This is a genomic window from Labrys sp. 22185 (assembly GCF_052045555.1).
Classification (GTDB): Bacteria; Pseudomonadota; Alphaproteobacteria; order Rhizobiales; family Labraceae; genus Labrys; species Labrys neptuniae.
Genome location: NZ_JBQEPH010000029.1, coordinates 1 through 17,468, shown reverse-complemented (window position 1 = coordinate 17,468; position 17,468 = coordinate 1). Strand labels below are relative to the sequence as shown.

At 61.9% G+C, this 17,468-nt stretch carries 12 protein-coding genes; 1 reads left to right on the top strand and 11 read right to left on the bottom strand.

Annotated features, from left to right (window positions below):
- Nucleotides 1-17: 17 nt before the first annotated feature.
- The 7 genes from ACTJKX_RS31225 to ACTJKX_RS31195 all read right to left on the bottom strand — a co-directional run bounded on the left by ACTJKX_RS31225 (nt 18) and on the right by ACTJKX_RS31195 (nt 13,289).
- Nucleotides 18-587, bottom strand: a complete 570-nt coding sequence (locus ACTJKX_RS31225) for a hypothetical protein (RefSeq protein ID WP_440727651.1) — start codon at nt 585-587, stop codon at nt 18-20.
- Between the two features lie 753 nt (nt 588-1,340).
- A complete protein-coding gene (locus ACTJKX_RS31220) occupies nt 1,341-1,601 on the bottom strand; it encodes a hypothetical protein (RefSeq protein ID WP_394312494.1) in 261 nt (86 codons plus the stop codon).
- 16 nt (nt 1,602-1,617) lie between these two features.
- Nucleotides 1,618-5,445, bottom strand: coding sequence for a phage tail tip lysozyme (locus tag ACTJKX_RS31215; protein WP_394312493.1), 3,828 nt, complete (start codon nt 5,443-5,445; stop codon nt 1,618-1,620).
- 234 nt (nt 5,446-5,679) lie between these two features.
- Nucleotides 5,680-7,401, bottom strand: coding sequence for a portal protein (locus ACTJKX_RS31210; protein ID WP_440727650.1), 1,722 nt, complete (start codon nt 7,399-7,401; stop codon nt 5,680-5,682).
- Between the two features lie 18 nt (nt 7,402-7,419).
- On the bottom strand, nt 7,420-7,629 hold the full coding sequence (locus ACTJKX_RS31205) for a hypothetical protein (RefSeq protein WP_068298110.1): 210 nt from the start codon (nt 7,627-7,629) through the stop codon (nt 7,420-7,422).
- Nucleotides 7,630-7,978: 349 nt separating this feature from the next.
- A complete protein-coding gene (locus ACTJKX_RS31200) occupies nt 7,979-8,452 on the bottom strand; it encodes a hypothetical protein (protein WP_394312491.1) in 474 nt (157 codons plus the stop codon).
- A gap of 1,135 nt (nt 8,453-9,587) precedes the next feature.
- A complete protein-coding gene (locus tag ACTJKX_RS31195; protein WP_440727649.1) occupies nt 9,588-13,289 on the bottom strand; it encodes a D-Ala-D-Ala carboxypeptidase family metallohydrolase in 3,702 nt (1,233 codons plus the stop codon).
- Between the two features lie 81 nt (nt 13,290-13,370).
- On the opposite strand from ACTJKX_RS31195, the gene ACTJKX_RS31190 reads away from it, so the two are divergent.
- Nucleotides 13,371-14,054 (top strand): hypothetical protein, encoded by a 684-nt coding sequence (locus tag ACTJKX_RS31190; RefSeq protein ID WP_440727648.1) that lies wholly within the window; start codon nt 13,371-13,373, stop codon nt 14,052-14,054.
- A 287-nt stretch (nt 14,055-14,341) separates the two neighbouring features.
- Here the strand turns inward: ACTJKX_RS31190 and ACTJKX_RS31185 are convergent, their stop codons facing one another.
- The 4 genes from ACTJKX_RS31185 to ACTJKX_RS31170 form a co-directional block, all read right to left on the bottom strand.
- Nucleotides 14,342-15,787, bottom strand: coding sequence for a terminase large subunit domain-containing protein (locus tag ACTJKX_RS31185; protein ID WP_440727647.1), 1,446 nt, complete (start codon nt 15,785-15,787; stop codon nt 14,342-14,344).
- The gene (locus ACTJKX_RS31180; RefSeq protein ID WP_440727646.1) at nt 15,699-16,037 is read right to left on the bottom strand and encodes a hypothetical protein; all 339 of its coding nucleotides are present in this window, start codon (nt 16,035-16,037) and stop codon (nt 15,699-15,701) included. Before ACTJKX_RS31180 ends, ACTJKX_RS31185 begins: the two co-directional genes overlap by 89 nt.
- On the bottom strand, nt 16,024-16,224 hold the full coding sequence (locus ACTJKX_RS31175; RefSeq protein WP_440727645.1) for a hypothetical protein: 201 nt from the start codon (nt 16,222-16,224) through the stop codon (nt 16,024-16,026). Before ACTJKX_RS31175 ends, ACTJKX_RS31180 begins: the two co-directional genes overlap by 14 nt.
- A gap of 144 nt (nt 16,225-16,368) precedes the next feature.
- Entirely contained in the window at nt 16,369-17,304 is a 936-nt protein-coding gene (locus tag ACTJKX_RS31170; RefSeq protein WP_440727644.1) for an IS110 family transposase, read from the bottom strand.
- Nucleotides 17,305-17,468: the final 164 nt, after the last annotated feature.

Sequence of the window (17,468 nt, the reverse complement as noted above, 5' to 3'; positions counted from 1 at the left end):
TCGTTGGACTGACGATATCAAACTTCTTGAAAAGTGAACATTCCTGGAGTCTGATCTAGTCGATCTGGAGGAAGCGCCAAGAGTCCAGACGAGCTCTGTCCGTCGACGAGACCCCGGCCGACGATGAGTTGCATGCCTTTGTCATTGGTTATTCGGATGCCGCGCTCATTCAGGCGCGGACGCATTCGGCCGGTTGGGTGCGCCTTCGCAATTTCTATTTTATCAATCCGGCTTCCGACGAAGCTAGCCATATAAGGCGTGCTATAGGTAGTATCGCTTGCCTTTATAATTACGATTTCATCTGTGTGTCCAACGCTCTCTACAATCTTTTCATGAGAAGGGAATTCACGATTATAGCTTATTCCTAGAGAAAAATTTCCATTTAATACGGACTTAAATGTAATAGTTCCGAAATTTTCTGCATATATAATATAGATATTCGGATTTTTTGAAAATAAATTAAGATACCCCTCAGAATTAACATATTCTTTAAATCTATGTTTGCTATAAATTGAAGAAAATTTTGTAATTATTTTTGATTTGAGCTGCGTTAGAATGGTATTGCTTTCTGATGGGAATTTAAACATATTATTCTCCGATTCTTGATCTGATAACGTTAATAATTGATTGGATGGTCAATTTATTATCTTCTATAGTGCCTTTGCTATTGTCTATTCCCATAGGGTCGTTGATTCTCGCGCGGCCATTTCTATCTATCATAAATTGTAGATCCTCGACGCCCGTGTTATTCTTATTTAATTCGTCTCTATATGCTCTAGATCGCGGATGGTATTCTTGTTGATGTGATCCAAGGCTTGCGGCGTTGGTTTCCGGCTGTCGCCATCCCACAGCTCTTTTGAAGAAATTCCATCGATTCTCTCAAGTATTAATGCCTTTTGCTTTCCATATTTGGCGATACCGAAAACGTCTATCGTGGGTATTCCCAGTTGTTTCAAACGTTTTAAGGATTGAAATTCTTCCTTCGCGCGGGACTCTTGCTCTTCTTCGCTTAATCCCTCATCTGGTAACGATATGGCAATGACTTTACTAGGATCCTTTTTATAAACATAGATCCTTTTCTCGATTACGGTGACACGAACTCAATTACCAATTGACGCCGGAAATAGTAATTGAGTTCGCGTCACCGTTATCCCGCTGGGCCGCACAGTTCGAGGCCCAGGTGCGGACCGCGGTCTCGACTTTGCGCATCGCCGGCACCCAGCCGCTCCAGGCTATCCTCGCCACCATCCAATCCTGACTTCGGGCTACCTGCGAGACGGTCCCAGCACCACAGCTGTGCCGTGCGACGGCACGTGGGTAATTACGAATGCCGTTGACTTTTATGGCTTCCATTTCTCATTTTCTGGAGTATCGGAGAATTCCATGTCGATATCCCCATCCTGAAACAATACTATAGCATCATTATAGTGGCTGATTGATATTTGATCGTTCATATCAACGTGTTCGTGTAATCTCAAGTCGATATGTATTTTATTATTTGGAGAGAGTGAGCGCTCTTCCCAATAAGGCTCTATTACAACGCGAATTTCATTTTCTGTTTCGTTTCGAATGCAGATTTTTCGTTTGATAATGGAGCTCATTTTTCCTCACAGGTAATTATTCTGGCCACATGTCGAGCAATTTTTGCATGTAATCAGCTCTAAGATTGGATACCCCCACTCCTCTTTTTCTCTCAAACGCGTCCCTATATCCATCACGAACTAGAATAATCTCTGATTTGGTCATTTTTCCATCTTCTATCATAATCTTAATTTTCTCCGGAGTAAGCTCGGCAATTGCCTTTCTAATGCCTTCCTCTCCTTTTCCCCACCCCATGATCTTTCCTAGTTCGGGGTTTTGCAATCGCGGAAGGAATTGCAGTCCTTTGCCTGTTTTTGGCGCTTTGTTTTCAGGCTCGGGTTGTAATGGAGATAGACTAGTTCCCTGTTTGTTCTTGTCAAGATTGTCGTTTGCCGTATCTGGGTTTGGCTCTGCCGGATCAATGTCCGAATTCTGTGTTGGCGTCCCTTGTTCGGCAGGAGCGCCTTCTGAGGGTGGTGTTTCGCCGGAACCCGGCGGTTTATCTTGGCCGCTTGCGGTGAGAGGAGGAGCCTGCTCTTGCCCCGGTTGCTGATCAGGGCGCGTGTCAGGCGTTTGGGGAGTGGCCGGTTCACCCGGTGCCCGAAAGGGCGCTATGCCGGGTTGTGAGGTGCCGGGTAACCCTGGCGTACCGAGCGGGGTTGCTTCCTGCCCAGGTTGAAGGGGCGAGTTCGGTTGGATAGCTGGTGGCGGTGTGCCGAACCATCGCCCCGGCCGCGTGCCTTCAATGCCAAACCAGCTGAGGGGCCAGGATGGCTCGCTCCCCGCCCATCGTACAGCGACGATAGTTCCTGCCTCTCCTTCCCTGGTGCCCGGCGCGACAATGAAGTCGTATCCCCCGGTAGAGATCGGCTCATGACCTTGAGGATGCCCGGCGGTTTGACGTAGCGCGTCGCTGGCCGCAATGTTGAAGCGTTGCAGGCGCTCCGCCTGATCTTGCTTTCGCTCATCTTCAGGCTTGTCGGCCCATTTCTCTGAACCGACAAGCAGGATGCCGGTTGCTTCAGGCGAGACTCTGACGCCCCCAAATGCGGGCAGCACATAAGTGCGGGGAATGATGGTGCCGGGATAAGGATCGGAAACCTCCCTAGCTCCGTTCAGCGCTGCCAGGAGCAATCCAAGCAGGGCGGCACTTGCCCCGGCTGCTCCCTTGGCGAAGTCGGTACCTCGCATTCGAAGCGGTGAGGTTAAGGGCTCCTGCGTCGGAGGCGGCATGCCGGGCTTAGGCGGGGATGGGGGCTCCAAAACGCCCGGTGTATTTCTAGCCGGCCTTACTTCCTGCGGTTGCGGGTTCCCGATGATCGACTTGCCGCTACTGTTGACTGTGGCGCCCGGCGACGTCGGCATTCTCATGCCGCCGTTCTGATTGGCCGCCTCGCCGGGCCGCTCGGGCATCTCGAAGGGCGGCTTGCTGGGCGTGTTGACGACGGGGCCTGGCACGCGGGCGCCGCCATTGTCCTGATCGGTGCCGGGACGGGGCGGCACGTCGGGGACGACATTGGGCTGGACAAACCCGGCATAGCGCGTGGGAGCCGGCGGGCGAATGTCTTCACCCGCCTGGGCGTGAGCGTCATGGGGATCGCCACCATTCAAGCCGAGATTGTTGCGGACCAGCCGGTCGTAGAGCGTGGCAGTGAGGGGATGGAGGCCGTTGGTGCCGGCCGCGCGTAGCCGGTCGAGTTCGCCCGCCAAGGCGGGGGACAGATCGATGGCGGTATCGGGGCGGGCCGGGCGCCAGGGCGTATTGCCGCCGGCGGTAGTCGTCCCACCACCGCGCAGGGCGAGCGGGCTCACCGGTGCTGCTGATGCGGCCGAGCCGGCCGGTTCAGCGAAGGCGGCGGCGAGCAGGCGGGCGGCCTTGGCGTCCTCGCCCCGGCCATAGGCGGCGACCGCCGGTGCGGCCAGGCGCGGCAGGCCCGCCAGATTGGCTTGTCTGAACAGATCGGCCTGTCTGGCGGGATTGTCGGACGCCGTGACCAGGGCACGGATGGGGGCGATGCGCTCGGCCAGCGGCTTGCTCTTGTCGCCGAAGGCGGCCAGCGCCTGGTCCACCATCGCCTTGGGGAGGAGGCGGCGCTCTTCCACCGGCATGCCCAGCCTGTCCATGGCGGCATTGGTGGCTGCAAGCGCGGCCCTCAACCGCTCGGGCGAATTGCCCGCCTCGGTCCAGAGCCGGTCGATTTGGGGATGCAGGCTGCGGATATAGCCGTTGGGATCCTTGCGGCGGAACGCCTGGTTGAGGGCGATGGCCTCGCTGCCCCGCTCATGGAGCTGGCGCTCCGTCTCGAAGGCGGGGTGCACTCCAGGCCCTTGGCCTTTCGGGGTGCGGGCGGCGAGCCAGGCGGTCTGCTCGGTCGGCGTCATCGCCCGGATGGCGGTGATGTCGGCGCCGAGGCCGAGCGTGCGCTGGAAGTCGCTGTAGCGGCGCGCGCCGTCCTCCGGGCCATAGCTGGCGCTGAACTCGGCGGCGGTTGGCAGCCGGCCGTCATAGCGGCCGATGGTGGTCAAGGCCCGCGTGGCGTCCTGGATGCGCGGTTCGAGATCGCCTTGGGCCACGGCTTGGCCCTGGCTGCGCTGGGCCTGGGCAAAGCTCACGAGTCCGCTGCGATCGTCTGCGGACAGGGACGCGACGACCGGATCGGGTGCCCTCTCCTCGACCTCGCCGGGCTGGTAGTCGCCCGCCGCCAGCCGCCGCGCCTGGTTGCGCCTGTTGTCCCAGCCATGCGAGGCGGCGGCGCCGCCCTGCGATCCAGCCGGACGCTCATAATCGGTGACGAACACGCCGGCCGCCTCGTCGGGCGTCCTAGTTGCCAGAAGCTTGGCCTTCACGCCGGCATGATCGGTGTTCAATTCGTGGTCGACGAAAGCGAGCTGCACGCCGAAATCGCGCCAGTCCTTGCCCCGGGCAGCCGCGAAGGCCTGCAGATTCCTGGCGCGGTCGCCGTTCCACTGAGCGATGCCGACGCTGTCGGAGCCATCCGACCCATCACCCGGGTTCCGGCTCGAGGGCGCCAGGCCCGCGCTTTCATGCACGAGATTGCCGACGATGCCGGCCGCCTGCTCCCGGCTGTAGCCGCGCCCGATGAAATAGGACATTGCGGCGGCTTCGCGGTCCCGGACCAAACCAGAGGTTTGGTCTGACTGGGCCGGGCCGATCGCCCCCTTGGGCAGCGTGGTCTTGGCGCCCCAGACGAGCGCGCTCATCCTGTCGGGATCGCTGCCGGCCGTCCCCTTCGCCCATTCGATCGAGGAGCCCGCGGCAATGTCCCGCTTCAGCCGCGCCCTGTCGGCCGCGGGGATCGAGGTGGCTCCGTCGATCCTGGCATTGAGCGCGGCGAGTGCTGGTCCATGTTGCGACGGATCGCGCCGGATGGCTGCGAGGGAGGTCTGGTAGGCGGCGGTGATCGCATTGGTTTCGAAGGTGCCGCGCTGCCCATATTCGAACTGGCTGGCCTGGTTCAAGAGGCCGTCGTTGAAGCCGAGGAGATCGGTGGCGACACGCTGGCGATTGCCGGCCGAGATGGAGCCGAGAAAGGTGGTGTCGGCCTTGGCGATGGTCTTGGCGAAGCCGGCGGTAAAGCCGGTCGCTTCCGCCGGCATGGTCTTGGCGGCCTCGGCAAGCGCGGCCTGCCGCTGCTGCTTGTAAAGGCTGAGCTTGTTGTCGTCGTCGAAGGCGGCTTCCTGCCGGAGCCTCTTTTGGTAGTGCTCGAGGCCGGCGGCCGCCTCGCTCAGGCCGCTGCCGAGGGCCTGCAGGCCCTGGCCGATCGCCTCGGCGCCGGTGCGGATCTGGGGCGTTGCGCCGGGAGTTAGGCCGATTTCGGCGCGATAGTCGGGAAAACGGGGCATGGTCGATCCATCGGGCAAAAGAAAAGCCCCGCTTGGAGGGGCGGGGCTGGGGGAGGCGCAATTGGATGAAAGAAAAGCGCTGTCATCCCGTGCGCGATGCAGCATGAAATGCTGCGTCGCAGACACGGGACCGTTTCAAGAATGAAACACGATTGGTTCGCGGTCCCGGATCAGCACCGCATCACTGCGTGCTGCAGTGCGTCCGGGATGACCCGCCATTTTCACCGCGCTGCCTTATTCCGGCGCGCCGGCCATGCCGTTGCCGAGGATCGCGGCGGCCTGGCCCACGGCCGGCATCAGGTTCTTCGCCGCCTCACCGCCGGTCTTGGCCATCTCCAGCGCGGCCTGGGCCTGCTGCATCTGCTGCTTGGCCTGCCGGGCGGCATCGCGCTCCTCGGTGGTCTTGAGGATCCTGTGGGGGGCGCCCTCGATCTCGGTGACCGTCCGGGCGATGGCGTCGAGGTCGAAATTGTCGACCACGCTGGGATCGACCTGCGCCAGCGGCAGCACGGTGGAGAGCGTGCGCTGGATGCCGATGCCCTCCTGGCTGCGGCGCAGGCGGTCGAGCGGCGAGGTGAAGCGCGCGCCGAACTCCCGGCCCTTGAGGCTGTCGGGCGGCTCCAGCGGCGAACCGGCCTGCATCGCCCCCTTGCGCTCCATGATGCCGGCCAGGCGGTCGACGTCGCGGCCCATGGCGATCTGGATGCGCCCGCCGGCGGGGCCGAGCAATTCGCCCTTTTCGTTGGCCCGGATCATCGCCTCCGTCGCCGTCATGTTCGGGTTCTGGATCAGGATCTGGAACAGCGAGACATAGAGGCTGTCATTGATGGTCTGGCGCTCGGCAGCCAAGATCTCGTTGACGAAATCGGGCCGGGCGCCGGGCTGCAGCGGCACGATCAGCTGCCGGCCGTCCTGGCTGACGGCGCGGTAGTTGATCTTGCCCGGATTGAGATTGGGCCGGTTCATCACCCCGTCATGGGCGACGCCCCAGGGCGGGTCCATATAGCCCTGCAGCCCGCGCAGCGAGAGCTTGCGGATGGCGTTGAGGCCCTTGATGTCGGCCATGGCCAGCATCACCGGCGACTGGGCATAGGGGCCGTCGACATCCACCGGCGCCCAGTAATAGACGATGAAGGGAAACTCGTAGAAGCCGCTCTCGCCGATCAGCTTCATGTGGTCGCGGTCGAGATAAAAGGAGGCGAAGGGCGCCTTGCGGTTGGTGCCGCCGCTGGAACCGGCCTCCCGCCGCGGCTGCACGGCGTGGATGACGGTGAAGGCGCGATCCTTCTCCGCCTGGCTCTCGGCCGCCCTGACGACCGGGTCGGCAAGCTTGTCCGGCCCGAATTGCTGCACCATCTGGCGGGCCGTCATGGTGAACTTGCGATAGAGCGTATCCGGCTCGCCCTGGGCGTCGACGGCGAGATAACACTGGCTGAGCGGCAGATGGCGGTAGAGCACCGGCGCGGCGGCGCTGCCCGCGCCGAGATTCTCCTCGGCGAAGGAAATGCCGGTGCCCAGCGCGATGGCCGAGCGCAACGCCTTCTGGTGGGCGCCGATGAAGCCGGAGCGCGGATTGTAGCGCACGGCGAACATGTAGTCGCGATAGCGCTCGAAATACTCCTTCTCCTCGTCGCTCTCCTCGGGCGCGAGCGGATCGGTGGCTGCCAGCCCGTGCCATTTCTCGGACTGGGGCGTCACCAGGCTTTCCATGCCGGACGCCAGCCGGTCGACGGCGCGCATGGCGGTATCGTCGAAGCGCTGGCGCCCGCGCTCCACCGCAACCGGCGCCTGGGCAAGATTGTCATAGGCACTGGGATTGAGGGAGGAGGAGCCGGGCAGGAAGCGATAGGTGTCGGGCAGGCAATAAGTGGCGATCTCCTGCCACACCGCCTCCCATTGCGTGCGCTGGTTGGCGAGCGCGTCCAGGCGCCGGACGAGGTCGTTCTCGATGCTCATGATGGGTGCTCACTTGCTCTATTGCGTGCGGCCGAGCTGCTGGACATTGACGTTCTGGCCGTAATTGGGATCGCCGAGCCCGCCGGTGAGCTGGGTCTGGGCGGCGCCGTTCTGGTTGCGCACGCGGCGCAGGGCCGTCTGCACGGCGGCCTGGTTGGCGTCGTCCTGGCGGTTCGGCACCGGCGGCGGCGGGGGCAGAGGCGGGGGCTTGGGTGCGCTGAAGCACATGATCGGGCCTTTCGTTTGGTGGAAATTTTTCGGGTGCGCAGGCGTCTCGCCCATAGGCGCCAATTTAAGGGGCGGGCGAGATGATCGAATTGGGGATCAGGCTCCACGTGTGAGCCCCCTCGCCCCGTTCTTACGGGGAGAGGATGGAGGTGAGGGGCTCCGCAATGCTTGGTTTTTAAGGTTCGCCCTGCCCCTCATCCACACCTTCTCCCCGTAAGAACGGGGCGAAGGGCTGGCTGGCGTAACGCTTCTCGCCTTGAGCTAGCGCCAATAGACGTCTTCGCTGCCCCTCCAAAAAGCCACAGGCGTGCAGCTTCCAGAATCGGGCGGGACGCCCGTGCACCCGGCTTCAGGAACGACGTCTCGTCGCTGCGTAAGTCACGAAATCGAGGCCGCCGCGGCCGTAATCGAGGGCAATTCCTTCCCGCCGAAAGCCCAGGCCTTCCAGCCATCGATGCGAGAGATCGTGGTCGATGGCGGTGCGTACCTCGATGCGCCGAAAGCCCTCTGCCATCAGCAACGGCCGCACGCTGCTCCTGGCGAAGCGGGTGACGGCGGGAACGGTCCTGCGCATCCGGCGGGTGCCATAGGCCCAGCCCGAGCCGAGGCCGGGAAACAGGCGGGTGACGCCGAAGGCGGCGACGGGATCGCCTTCGATCCAGGCCGTCCAGGCGAGATCGGTGGAAGACTGGAACAGCATGGTGCCGATGGCCGTGTCGCTTTCCTCGATCACGGCGCGGATCTCCCGCCTGTCCTGGTCACGCATGGTGGCGGCGATAAAGGTCATGTCCCGCAGCGTGGCGGGGCGAATGGCGACGGGCATGCTAGCGGAAGCCTTGCTTGGGACCTCCGCGCTCACGGGGAGGACGAATGCTGCGACCGGGCCTGGGCACGGGAGCCCAGGCACCCCAAACGCAAAGCGCCCAGCCTTGTGAGCCGGGCGCAATTTCTTATCATCACAGTATGTCAAGAATGCCGGCGCCCGTCAATCTCGTAGTCGGCAAAGCTTCGTCAATTTAATAACTGGCCTCCGAAGGCGGGCAGCAAGCCGTATCGCTGCCTCAACTGCCACTACCGCCCTGTGATAGTGGCGGCATTGGGGTCAAACGGGTGCCGCCGCTTCTGCGCTGATAGAAGAAGCCCTTGTCGGCGGCTGTCGTCGGAAATAGGCGGTGACAACGTGTCGGCGGCGACACGCTTGCGATGGCTGGCTGAAATGGTGCCGAGAAGGGCGGCGTCGGCCTTGGTGCCGTTCCCGGCGAAGCCGGGCGATAAAACAGGTCGCTTCCGCCGGCATCGTCTTGGCGGCCTCGGCAAGCGCGGCTTGCCGCTGCTACTTGTAGAGGCCAAGCCTGCTGTCTCATCAAAGGGAGGTGTTCCGGTTACGCCGCCTTTCAATGATCTGGGTTTCGACGGGGTTTCGCCCAGTATTCTAGAATAATTCTCTCCAATGTACCGATAACGCGAGGGATAGATTTGATGAACAGCGCAAAGCAAGTAAAAATTAGAAAAATAAATAACATATAAGATATAAATAAAACTATTGAATCATTTATAAATTCCAATATTGTGTATTCTCCAAAAATAGATTCCACAATTATGTATTTGGAAATTTCAAATGCCTTGTATGTTCCTAAACATATTGATAGCATGCCTGTAGAAATGGAGATAATAAATAGCTTCTTGCTGCTATATTTACGATACAGATATAGTGAAATAATTGATATTGTAGAAATCAATATTAAAAGTGGAATATATAAAACATATAAAACTAAAATATCATATGTTCTTAGTTTTTCATAGTAATCGAACAGAGAATAAATTAGGTAATTTGCAAAAATTACCACAGACATGAAAATCAAAACGAAGAAAAGTCGAATGATTTTAATTTTTGATTCCGCTGTCACCTGAAAGCCTCCAATCCAAAACTTTAATGTTTTTGCCTCAAGGTGGCTGCGTTAGTTATATTCGTTTGAATTATTTACGTAGGTTTTCATTATTGCTCTACTCTTGGATATATAGGACTGCATCGGATGCAGAAAATTTCCAGGTGTGTGTTGGCTCAATCCCGCAACATTCTCAGAGTTTCTCAGGTATTTCAGGGGAGGGCTTGAAAATATTTGCGATACCATGCCCTCAGAATCAGAAACAACCTCTATATTGTTTGCACGAACCGGCGGAAATGGTCCAGAGCCCCAAGGATTTTTCTTGTATTCCGCGATCATGTTGTCAAGAATATTTAATGCTTTTCTTCGTTTCTTTAGATATTCTACATCGTCTTGTGGTGTATTTTTCTTATTTGGGTTTTCATATTGTATTTTAATACTGCTATCTAGGGCTATGCCCCAAGCTCTGCCTCCTGCAAGGCGGTCCCGCAAAAACTGCGCCTTGGCTATCAACGCTTGTTGGGCCTCCGTGGCGGCTGCCAGTTTGTCATCGAGCCCTAACTGTTTGGAGTATTGATCGGCGAAGTCAGAAATATTTCCTCCCAAGAGTCCGCCTCCGCTGACGCCTGAGAAAGCGTTGTCATATTGAACCTTCGCAGCAAGGTAGATCTGTGATTTGCTCTCAGCATCGGCGCTTCTCTGGTTGAGTTCCGTAATGAAGTCCTTTTCGGCGCTATAAGCTCTAGTCCGTGGCTTGATGTCATCCATTGACCCAACGCCCCCGATCCAATCCTTGGCGACGTCGGGAACTCCGGCGGAATTGAAGACGCGAATCCGAGCCCCCTTGATGTAGGCGCCAGCATATTGCGCCATGCCGCCTCCCTTCGAATAGCCCGCTAAGTCGAATTTTATACCATTGGCGTCGAGCGTTTTTGCGAGGTTGAGTATGGCATGATATTGGGAAGTCAATTTATCTTTATTTTCGAAATTGGTAAGCCAGTCGACAATGGAGTGCGGCTGGGTGTCTCTTCCTACCAGAATATAACGCTGAGTTTTCTTGTTCAGATATAATACGGCTCTAAACCCCGTATCGTCATCTCTGAGCATTTTGCTGGTTAGTGCTTCTTTTGGAATGCCGAGGCGCTCAGTCAGATCGCCAGCATCGAGAGGAAGCCTTTCTATGTTGCCTTTTGGTTGCGGTGCCGAGTCTTTGTCATCCAATTGATTCGTATCGTATACTGCTTCGGCATATGGCTCGTCCTCGGTGTATTTCTGCAAACGAGGATAGTTTTTTGCGATGAATTCTTCTTGGTTTTTGTGTATTTCTCTTGCGAGCGAGCCGCTTAATTGGGGCGCGCCACGTGATTTCGCTTGCAGATAAGCGTCGTAGAGCTTCGAATCGGGAAGTTGATCCACCTGCTCTGGACTCAACGCACCATAGTCGGCAGAAGCTTTTGCTGGAAGGCCTCCCTGTTGATTCCATTGACCTGCGACGGGCGGTAGGTCTGATACGGGAGTTTGTGTGCCGCTTTCACTTGTATCGATCGAGGCCGCTTGCGCAACCTGAACTGCTACCGGGCCACCCCGCTCCCGCATGAACATCCCCGGCGCCCAGCCATCCCCTTGCAGGCTGGCAAGATCCCGGTCGGTCTGGGCAATGGCAGCGGGGCGGTCGCCGCCATTGTTGCTCGTGGCGTCCTCGATCATGCGGGCTCGAACGGTTTCGGCGCGGCTGCTGCGCTCGTCGCCGGTGAGGCTGGAACCGAGGGCCTGGGCGGCGGCGGGGCCGAGATCGATGGCGGGGCCGGAGAGGGAGCGCATCGGAGCCGGGCCGGCGGCGGTGTTGGCGGCGGCGGCCGGGCTGGCGGAGGAGGCATCATCAGCGCTGCTCGTCGCCCTGCCGCTGGCGTCCGGGCTGCCGAGCGCGGCCGTAGCGAAGCGTTCGGCCAGGGACGCGTCGCCCCTGGCATAGGCGATGGCGGCATATTCCAGCATCGGCGGCAGGCCTGCCGACACCATCTGGCCGAAGATCGCCTGCTGAGCCTTGGGATCGGCGCCGGCGACGAGCGCGGCACGCAGGGGCGCCAACCGCTGCGCCATCGGCTTGCTGCGATCGCCGAAGGCGGCGAGGGCCTGGTCGACCATCGCCTTGGGTATGAGGCGGCGCTCTTCCACCGGCATGCCCAACCTGTCCATGGCGGCATTGGTGGCCGAGAGGGCCGTCTTCAGCCGCTCGGGCGAGGTGCCCGCCTCGGTCCAGAGCTGATCGATCCGGGGATTGAGCGCCCTGATATAGGCATTGGGGTCCTTCGACCGGAAGGCGAGATTGAGGGCGATGGCCTGCTCGGCCCTGGCATGGCGATCCCGCGCGCCATCCGGATCGGGGCCATCGCCTTGCGGGGCGAAGCGGGCGAGCCAGGCGGTCTGCTCGGCCGGTGTCATCGCCTTGATGGCGTCGATATCGGCGCCGAGGTCGACGATGCGCTGGAAATCGGCATGGCGCCGCGCGCCCGCCTGCGGGCCATAGGCCTTGGTGAAATCGGCGATGCCGGGCAGCGGGCCGTCGTGGCGGCCGATGGTGGTCAAATCTCGCGTGGCGTCCCGCACCCCGGATTCGAGGGCGCCGCGCGACAGGGATTCGCCCTCGCGTCTGCGGGTCGTCGCCTGGTCGAGCAGCCGGTCCTGGTCGCGCGGCGAGATGTCGGCAAAGGCGGGATCGGCCGGGGCGTCGGCATAGCCGGGGCCGGCGGAATAGACGGGCTGGCCGGCATCGGCGCCGAACATCGCGGTCTGGCGCCGATAGACCTCGGTGAGCGAACGGGCGCCACCGCTGTTGTGATCGTAGAAGACGCCCTTGTTGCTGGCGGCCGCCGCGGGGAAGAGGTCGGCGGCCGATTGGTCCGGGTCTTCCTGCAGGGCCTGCAGGAACTTCACTGCGCCGGCAGCGCCGAGAAAATGCGCCATATAGGTGTTGGCGCCGGTGATCGGCAGCCCGGCCTTGGCGAGAGCGACCTGGTTGTCGGCCGTCAGGGCGCGCATCGCCCTGTCCTGCTGGCCGGGATCGCTGCGGCCATCGGCGGAGAGCTCGAGGCCGGGATGTTTTTGCGCCAGCGCTGCCCAGGTTCCGGCGGTGAACTGATAGCGGCCCACGGCGATGGTCTGCCCATCCGGCCCCCGGCTTGCCGCCTGGTCGTTGCCGCCGCTTTCGTGCCGGCGCACCAGGCCGAAATAATCGAGGGCGCCGGGCGAGGCATCGACCGGGGTCTCGCCGAAGGCGGGAAGCGGCAGGGTGCCGTCCGGCTCGCCATAGAGCTTCTGCAGCGTCGGCCTGGCCCAGGCCGGGGCCTTGGCGAGCGTGGCCTCGATGTCGGGCGTGCCGTCCGGCTTCTTCAGGCCGCGATAGGCGTCGGCTCCATCGAGCCCCCACACGGTGGGCGCCTGGCGGGTATCGACATGCAGCGACCTGCCGCCGGCATAGAGGCCGATGCCGCGGGCGCCGCCGGCGACGGCGGCTGCCAGGATGGCAGCCTTCTCCGCGTCCGATTTGCCGGCGATGTCGATGTCGAGCGCATTGCCGGCGAGATGCTGCGACCCCTTGGCCCCGCCGGCGGCGGCATTGGCGGCCTCGTCGCGCCGGCCGGACTTGACCTTGAGCTCGGGCACGACGCCGGCCGCCACCATGCCGTCGAGCAGGGCCTTGGTGGCGGGGCTGAGACCCTCGATGTCCGTCTGCCCGCTGCTGACGAGCCGGGTCTGGAACCGCCCCCGCGGCACCGGGCCGCGGCCGAAGGCGGCGGCGCCGGCCTCCGGATCTTCCCCGTAGCGGGCGTTCCAGTCCGTGGCGGCAAAGCCCTGTTGGCTCGTTTGCTTGAGCGCGCTCTTTTGCGCCAGGGGCAGGCCGGAGCGGTCAATCTGCTCGAAATAGCGCCGCTGCTCGTCGGCGCGCGCGGCGGGATTGCGGGTGATGGCCTGCTCGGCCTCGGCACGAGAGGCCTCGAGTTCCTGGGCCTCGTAACCGGCACGGTATTGCTGCTCGTAGAGTGCGGCCTTCTCGACATCGATGTCGCGCTGGCCGGAGAGCCGGGCGGCGAAGGCGGCGCGATTGCCCGGCGAAGTCTTCGCCAGCAGGGCGCTGTCACCCTTCTGGGTGGCTTGCAGATAGCGAGCGGCAAAGCCGCTGCCGCCGGGAGGCATGGTCCGGGTCGCCGCCTCGAATTCGGCCTGACGTTCCCGGTTGCGCTGGTTGAAGCGCACTTCGTCGTCGAAAGCGTTCTCGCGCGCGGTCTTGGCCTGGTAGGCCGCAAGGCCCTCGGCCGCAGCGTTGAGGCCGCTGCCAAGGGCCTGCAGGCCCTGGCCGATCGCCTCGGCGCCGGTACGGATCTGGGGGGCGGAACCGGGGGTGAGGCCGATCTCGGCGCGGTAGTCGGGAAAACGGGGCATGGCGGATCCATCGGGCAAAAGAAAAGCCCCGCCTGGAGGGGCGGGGCTGGGGACCATTCTGGGATCGCAGGCTTCCAGCCTGCTCTTGCTTGTCCGTGAGCTCGGCGCTGCCAAGGGCAGGCTGGAAGCCCATAGGCGCTAATTTAAGGGGCGGGCGAGATGATCGAGCTGAGGATTAGGCTCCACGTGTGAGCCTCCTCGCCCCGTTCTTACGGGGAGAGGATAGAGGTGAGGGGCTTCGCGGTGCTCTATTTCTTACGCGCTATGCTGCCCCCATCCTTACCTTCTCCCCGTAAGAACGGGGCGAAGGGTTGACCGGCGTCGCGCCTCTCGCCTCAGGTCAGCGCCATGGACTGGAATCCTGCGATGCTGCAAGGAACCCGCGTTCAATAGCTCAGCGGGTCGTAGGGCTGCGGCTCCGGGCGCATCAGCTCCAGGGCGGCCGGGTTCAGCGTGGCGTGGCGCAGCATCATGATCAGATAGCGCGTGGCGCTCATCAGATCGTCGCGCTCCTTCACCACCTTGCCGTCCTTGCGGTGATAGAGGCGGAACTCCTCCCACCATTCGTCGAGGTGGCGCGAGACTTTCAGGCGGCCGGTGCGCATGCGGTCGAGCAGCAGCATCAGCCCGGCCTCGACACCGTTGGAGCCGTCCTCGAAACGGGCGTGCTCGGGCAGCATGGCAAGGCCCTGGCGGCGATATTGCTCGGCAAGCTGCTCGCCCGAACCCTTGTCGTGCTGCAACCCGTCATGCGGCCAGGCCCAGGGCAGCCAGTCGCCCCAGGCCCTGAGCGCCCCGGCATGCAGGAGCGGCGTCTGCTCGCGCGCCCGGAAGGCTCTCGTCAGATAGACCACGTCGGCATCGCGGTCGTGATAGCCCATCACTGCCGCGAAGGGGTGGTCCCAGCCGAAATCCATGGCGCCGAGCGCCGGCCAGAACGGCTCGGGCCGGATCTGGTCGACGGCGATCATCGCCTCCTCCACCGGGAAGATGCGGCCCGAGCCGAGGATGGGAATGCCCTTGGCCCGGGCCTCGCGCTCATGGGCGGGATAGGCGGCGACGATGCGCGCCCGCATTTCGGGGGAATAATGGCCGGCATCGTCGATCGCCATGGTGGTGACGCTGCGGTCCCGGCTGGCCTCGGAAAGGAAGCGGCGCACCACCTCGGACATGCCGAGCAGCGGCGTGAAGGTCATCCAGGCGATGCCGCCGGTGGCGTTGGTGCGGGTGAGGCCCTCGGTATAGATGTCCTCAGGCGGTTCCTCGTCGAACCACAGCCAGTCGAGCGTCTCGCCCTGCCATTTCTCGCGGCCCTGCTCGTAGGATTTGAGGCCGATGGTGGAGGTGCCTCCGCTGACGTGGCGGACGCGGATGGAATCGATCAGGCCGGGTATCGAGCGCGCCGCGACCAGGCCGACGATGTCGGCGCCGGGGATGGTGCCCGTGCCCACGGCCTCGGCCCGCCCCACCAGCATGCGCTGCACGGTGTCCCGCGTGGCGAGGCCGGTGACACCGGCCGCCCAAGCGATGGTCGGCTTGTCGAAGCGCCGGCCCTGCCACCAGGGCGGATATTTTCCGGTGGCATGCATCGCCGCCTCGGCGCCGCCCGAATAGGTCTTGCCGAGCTGGTTGCCCGCCATGAACAGCCTTTCGCGGTGATCGGCGCCCGCACGGTGGAAATCGGCCTGGCGCGGATAGGGCCGGTAGCGCGGCAACCAGTTCGTGTCGAAGCGCCGCTTCTTTTCAGCGAGCAGCCTCAGCAGCTCCCATTTCAAGGCCGGCGCTTTGGCATTGGCGGAGGATTTCGCCGATGCGCCTGTCGAGTTCTTCATCGCTCAATCCGCGCTCGTCGAGGGGGGAGGCGACGTCCTTGGGCAGCAGGGCGTCGCACAGCTTGATGTAGGCGGTGGGGTTGTCGAGGCGCACGCGTTCGATCGCCCCGGCGCCATGGGCCAGGAAATCGGCATGGAGGGCGGCGAGAAAGGCTTCGCCGAGACCGCTGCGGGCCGGCTTGGACGCGGCGCCCGGCTTGCGCCGGGGGCTGCGCGGCTTTCCGGGCGGGCTGCCATCAGCGCCGGTCATCGCCGCGATCCCGGGCCGGCTCGGCCGTCCTGGCGATGAACTGCCAATGCTCATAGCTCACGCGCCGGGGCTCCGGTCCGAACAGGGCCGCGGGCACGCCGGCGAGGAGATCGGCGAGGGCGGGGTCTTCGGCCCGCTCGCGTTCCAGCCAGGCCTTGGCGAGGGCGAGTTCATGGTTCTCGGGCATCGCTATGCTCCAATGAAAAACCCGCCGCGGCGGAGCCGGGCGGGTGGGGGGAAGTGGGAATGAGACGTTCGCTCGGCGCATCCCGGTGTGGCGGACGCTTGCCTTGCCTATCGCCGATTTCCGGCAACTGTAGTTGAGCGAGTGTCATGCCTTGAAGGGGGTCTGATCTCGCACGATGGCATTGAGAGTGACGAGGATCTTTCGTGCCAAGGCGATGAGAGCCAGTTTTGGTGGCTTTCCGGCTTGTCGCAATGCGCGGTAAGTCTCAGCGAAGAGGGATTTGGACCGGCTGGCTGAAACGGCGGCCATGTAGAGGGCCTGTCTTACGCGTCGTCTTCCGCCTCTGATCTGGCGTGAGCCGCGCATAAGGCCGCTATCGCGATTGAAGGGAGCCAGGCCGGCCAGGGCTGCAATGGTCTTGGACGAGCGTTGGCCGAGTTCGGGCAAGAGAGCCAGCAGGGTCGTGGAAATGACCCTGCCGATGCCTGGTGTTGAGCACATCAGCCGGCGCCTTTGCTCGAGGCTGTCATGTCGAGCAATGAGGAGGGAGATGTGCTGGTCGAGGCTGGCAATGGCCGCCTCCAGCCAGGCAAGATGATCCAGGAGGCTGTCTCGGATCTGGGCCATGTCGGCTTGAGCCAGGCGTGTCAGTTCCTGCTTGCGGGTGGCGACGAACTGGTCGCGGCGTTTGTGCAGCAAGGCCAGTTGTTGGCGATGAGGATCATCGGCCGGATCGGCTTGCAGGTTGAGGCACTGAGCCATGGCGGCGAGCATGCGCGCATCGATGGCGTCGGTCTTGGCCAGCAGGCCGATGGATTTGGCAAAGTCGCGGGCTCGGGCTGGATTGACGCGAACAAAGGGCAATTGCAGGCTCGTCAAAGCAGAGCGTAGCGACCCATCATAAGACCCGCTCGCCTCGAAGACGACGAGCTTGATCGGATCGGCTTGCAGCAGCTCGAAGGTTGAGATGATCGCCTGCGCCGTGTTGTCGATGCGTTCGGCATGCTGGGTGGTGGCATCGAAAATGTCGAGATGGTGCTTGGAGACATCGATCCCGATGAAGCCAGGGTGTATGATCATCGCGCCTATCCCTGTGCTACGAGGTCCGGTGGTGCGGCCTCGATCAACTGTTCAGGTTGGGTACTCGAACGCGGGCGAGGACCAAGCCGGAAAACGGCCTCAAGGGGCCTGGGTGCACACGGTCTCTCGCCCGCACCCATCCTGACACAGTCTAACTACACAGG

Bases quoted from the DNA above. Each gene is read 5' to 3' on its own strand.
- ACTJKX_RS31225 (WP_440727651.1), bottom strand. From the start codon at position 587: ATGTTTAAATTCCCATCAGAAAGCAATACCATTCTAACGCAGCTCAAA.
- ACTJKX_RS31220 (WP_394312494.1), bottom strand. From the start codon at position 1,601: ATGAGCTCCATTATCAAACGAAAAATCTGCATTCGAAACGAAACAGAA.
- ACTJKX_RS31215 (WP_394312493.1), bottom strand. From the start codon at position 5,445: ATGCCCCGTTTTCCCGACTATCGCGCCGAAATCGGCCTAACTCCCGGC.
- ACTJKX_RS31210 (WP_440727650.1), bottom strand. From the start codon at position 7,401: ATGAGCATCGAGAACGACCTCGTCCGGCGCCTGGACGCGCTCGCCAAC.
- ACTJKX_RS31205 (WP_068298110.1), bottom strand. From the start codon at position 7,629: ATGTGCTTCAGCGCACCCAAGCCCCCGCCTCTGCCCCCGCCGCCGCCG.
- ACTJKX_RS31200 (WP_394312491.1), bottom strand. From the start codon at position 8,452: ATGCCCGTCGCCATTCGCCCCGCCACGCTGCGGGACATGACCTTTATC.
- ACTJKX_RS31185 (WP_440727647.1), bottom strand. From the start codon at position 15,787: ATGAAGAACTCGACAGGCGCATCGGCGAAATCCTCCGCCAATGCCAAA.
- ACTJKX_RS31180 (WP_440727646.1), bottom strand. From the start codon at position 16,037: ATGACCGGCGCTGATGGCAGCCCGCCCGGAAAGCCGCGCAGCCCCCGG.
- ACTJKX_RS31175 (WP_440727645.1), bottom strand. From the start codon at position 16,224: ATGCCCGAGAACCATGAACTCGCCCTCGCCAAGGCCTGGCTGGAACGC.
- ACTJKX_RS31170 (WP_440727644.1), bottom strand. From the start codon at position 17,304: ATGATCATACACCCTGGCTTCATCGGGATCGATGTCTCCAAGCACCAT.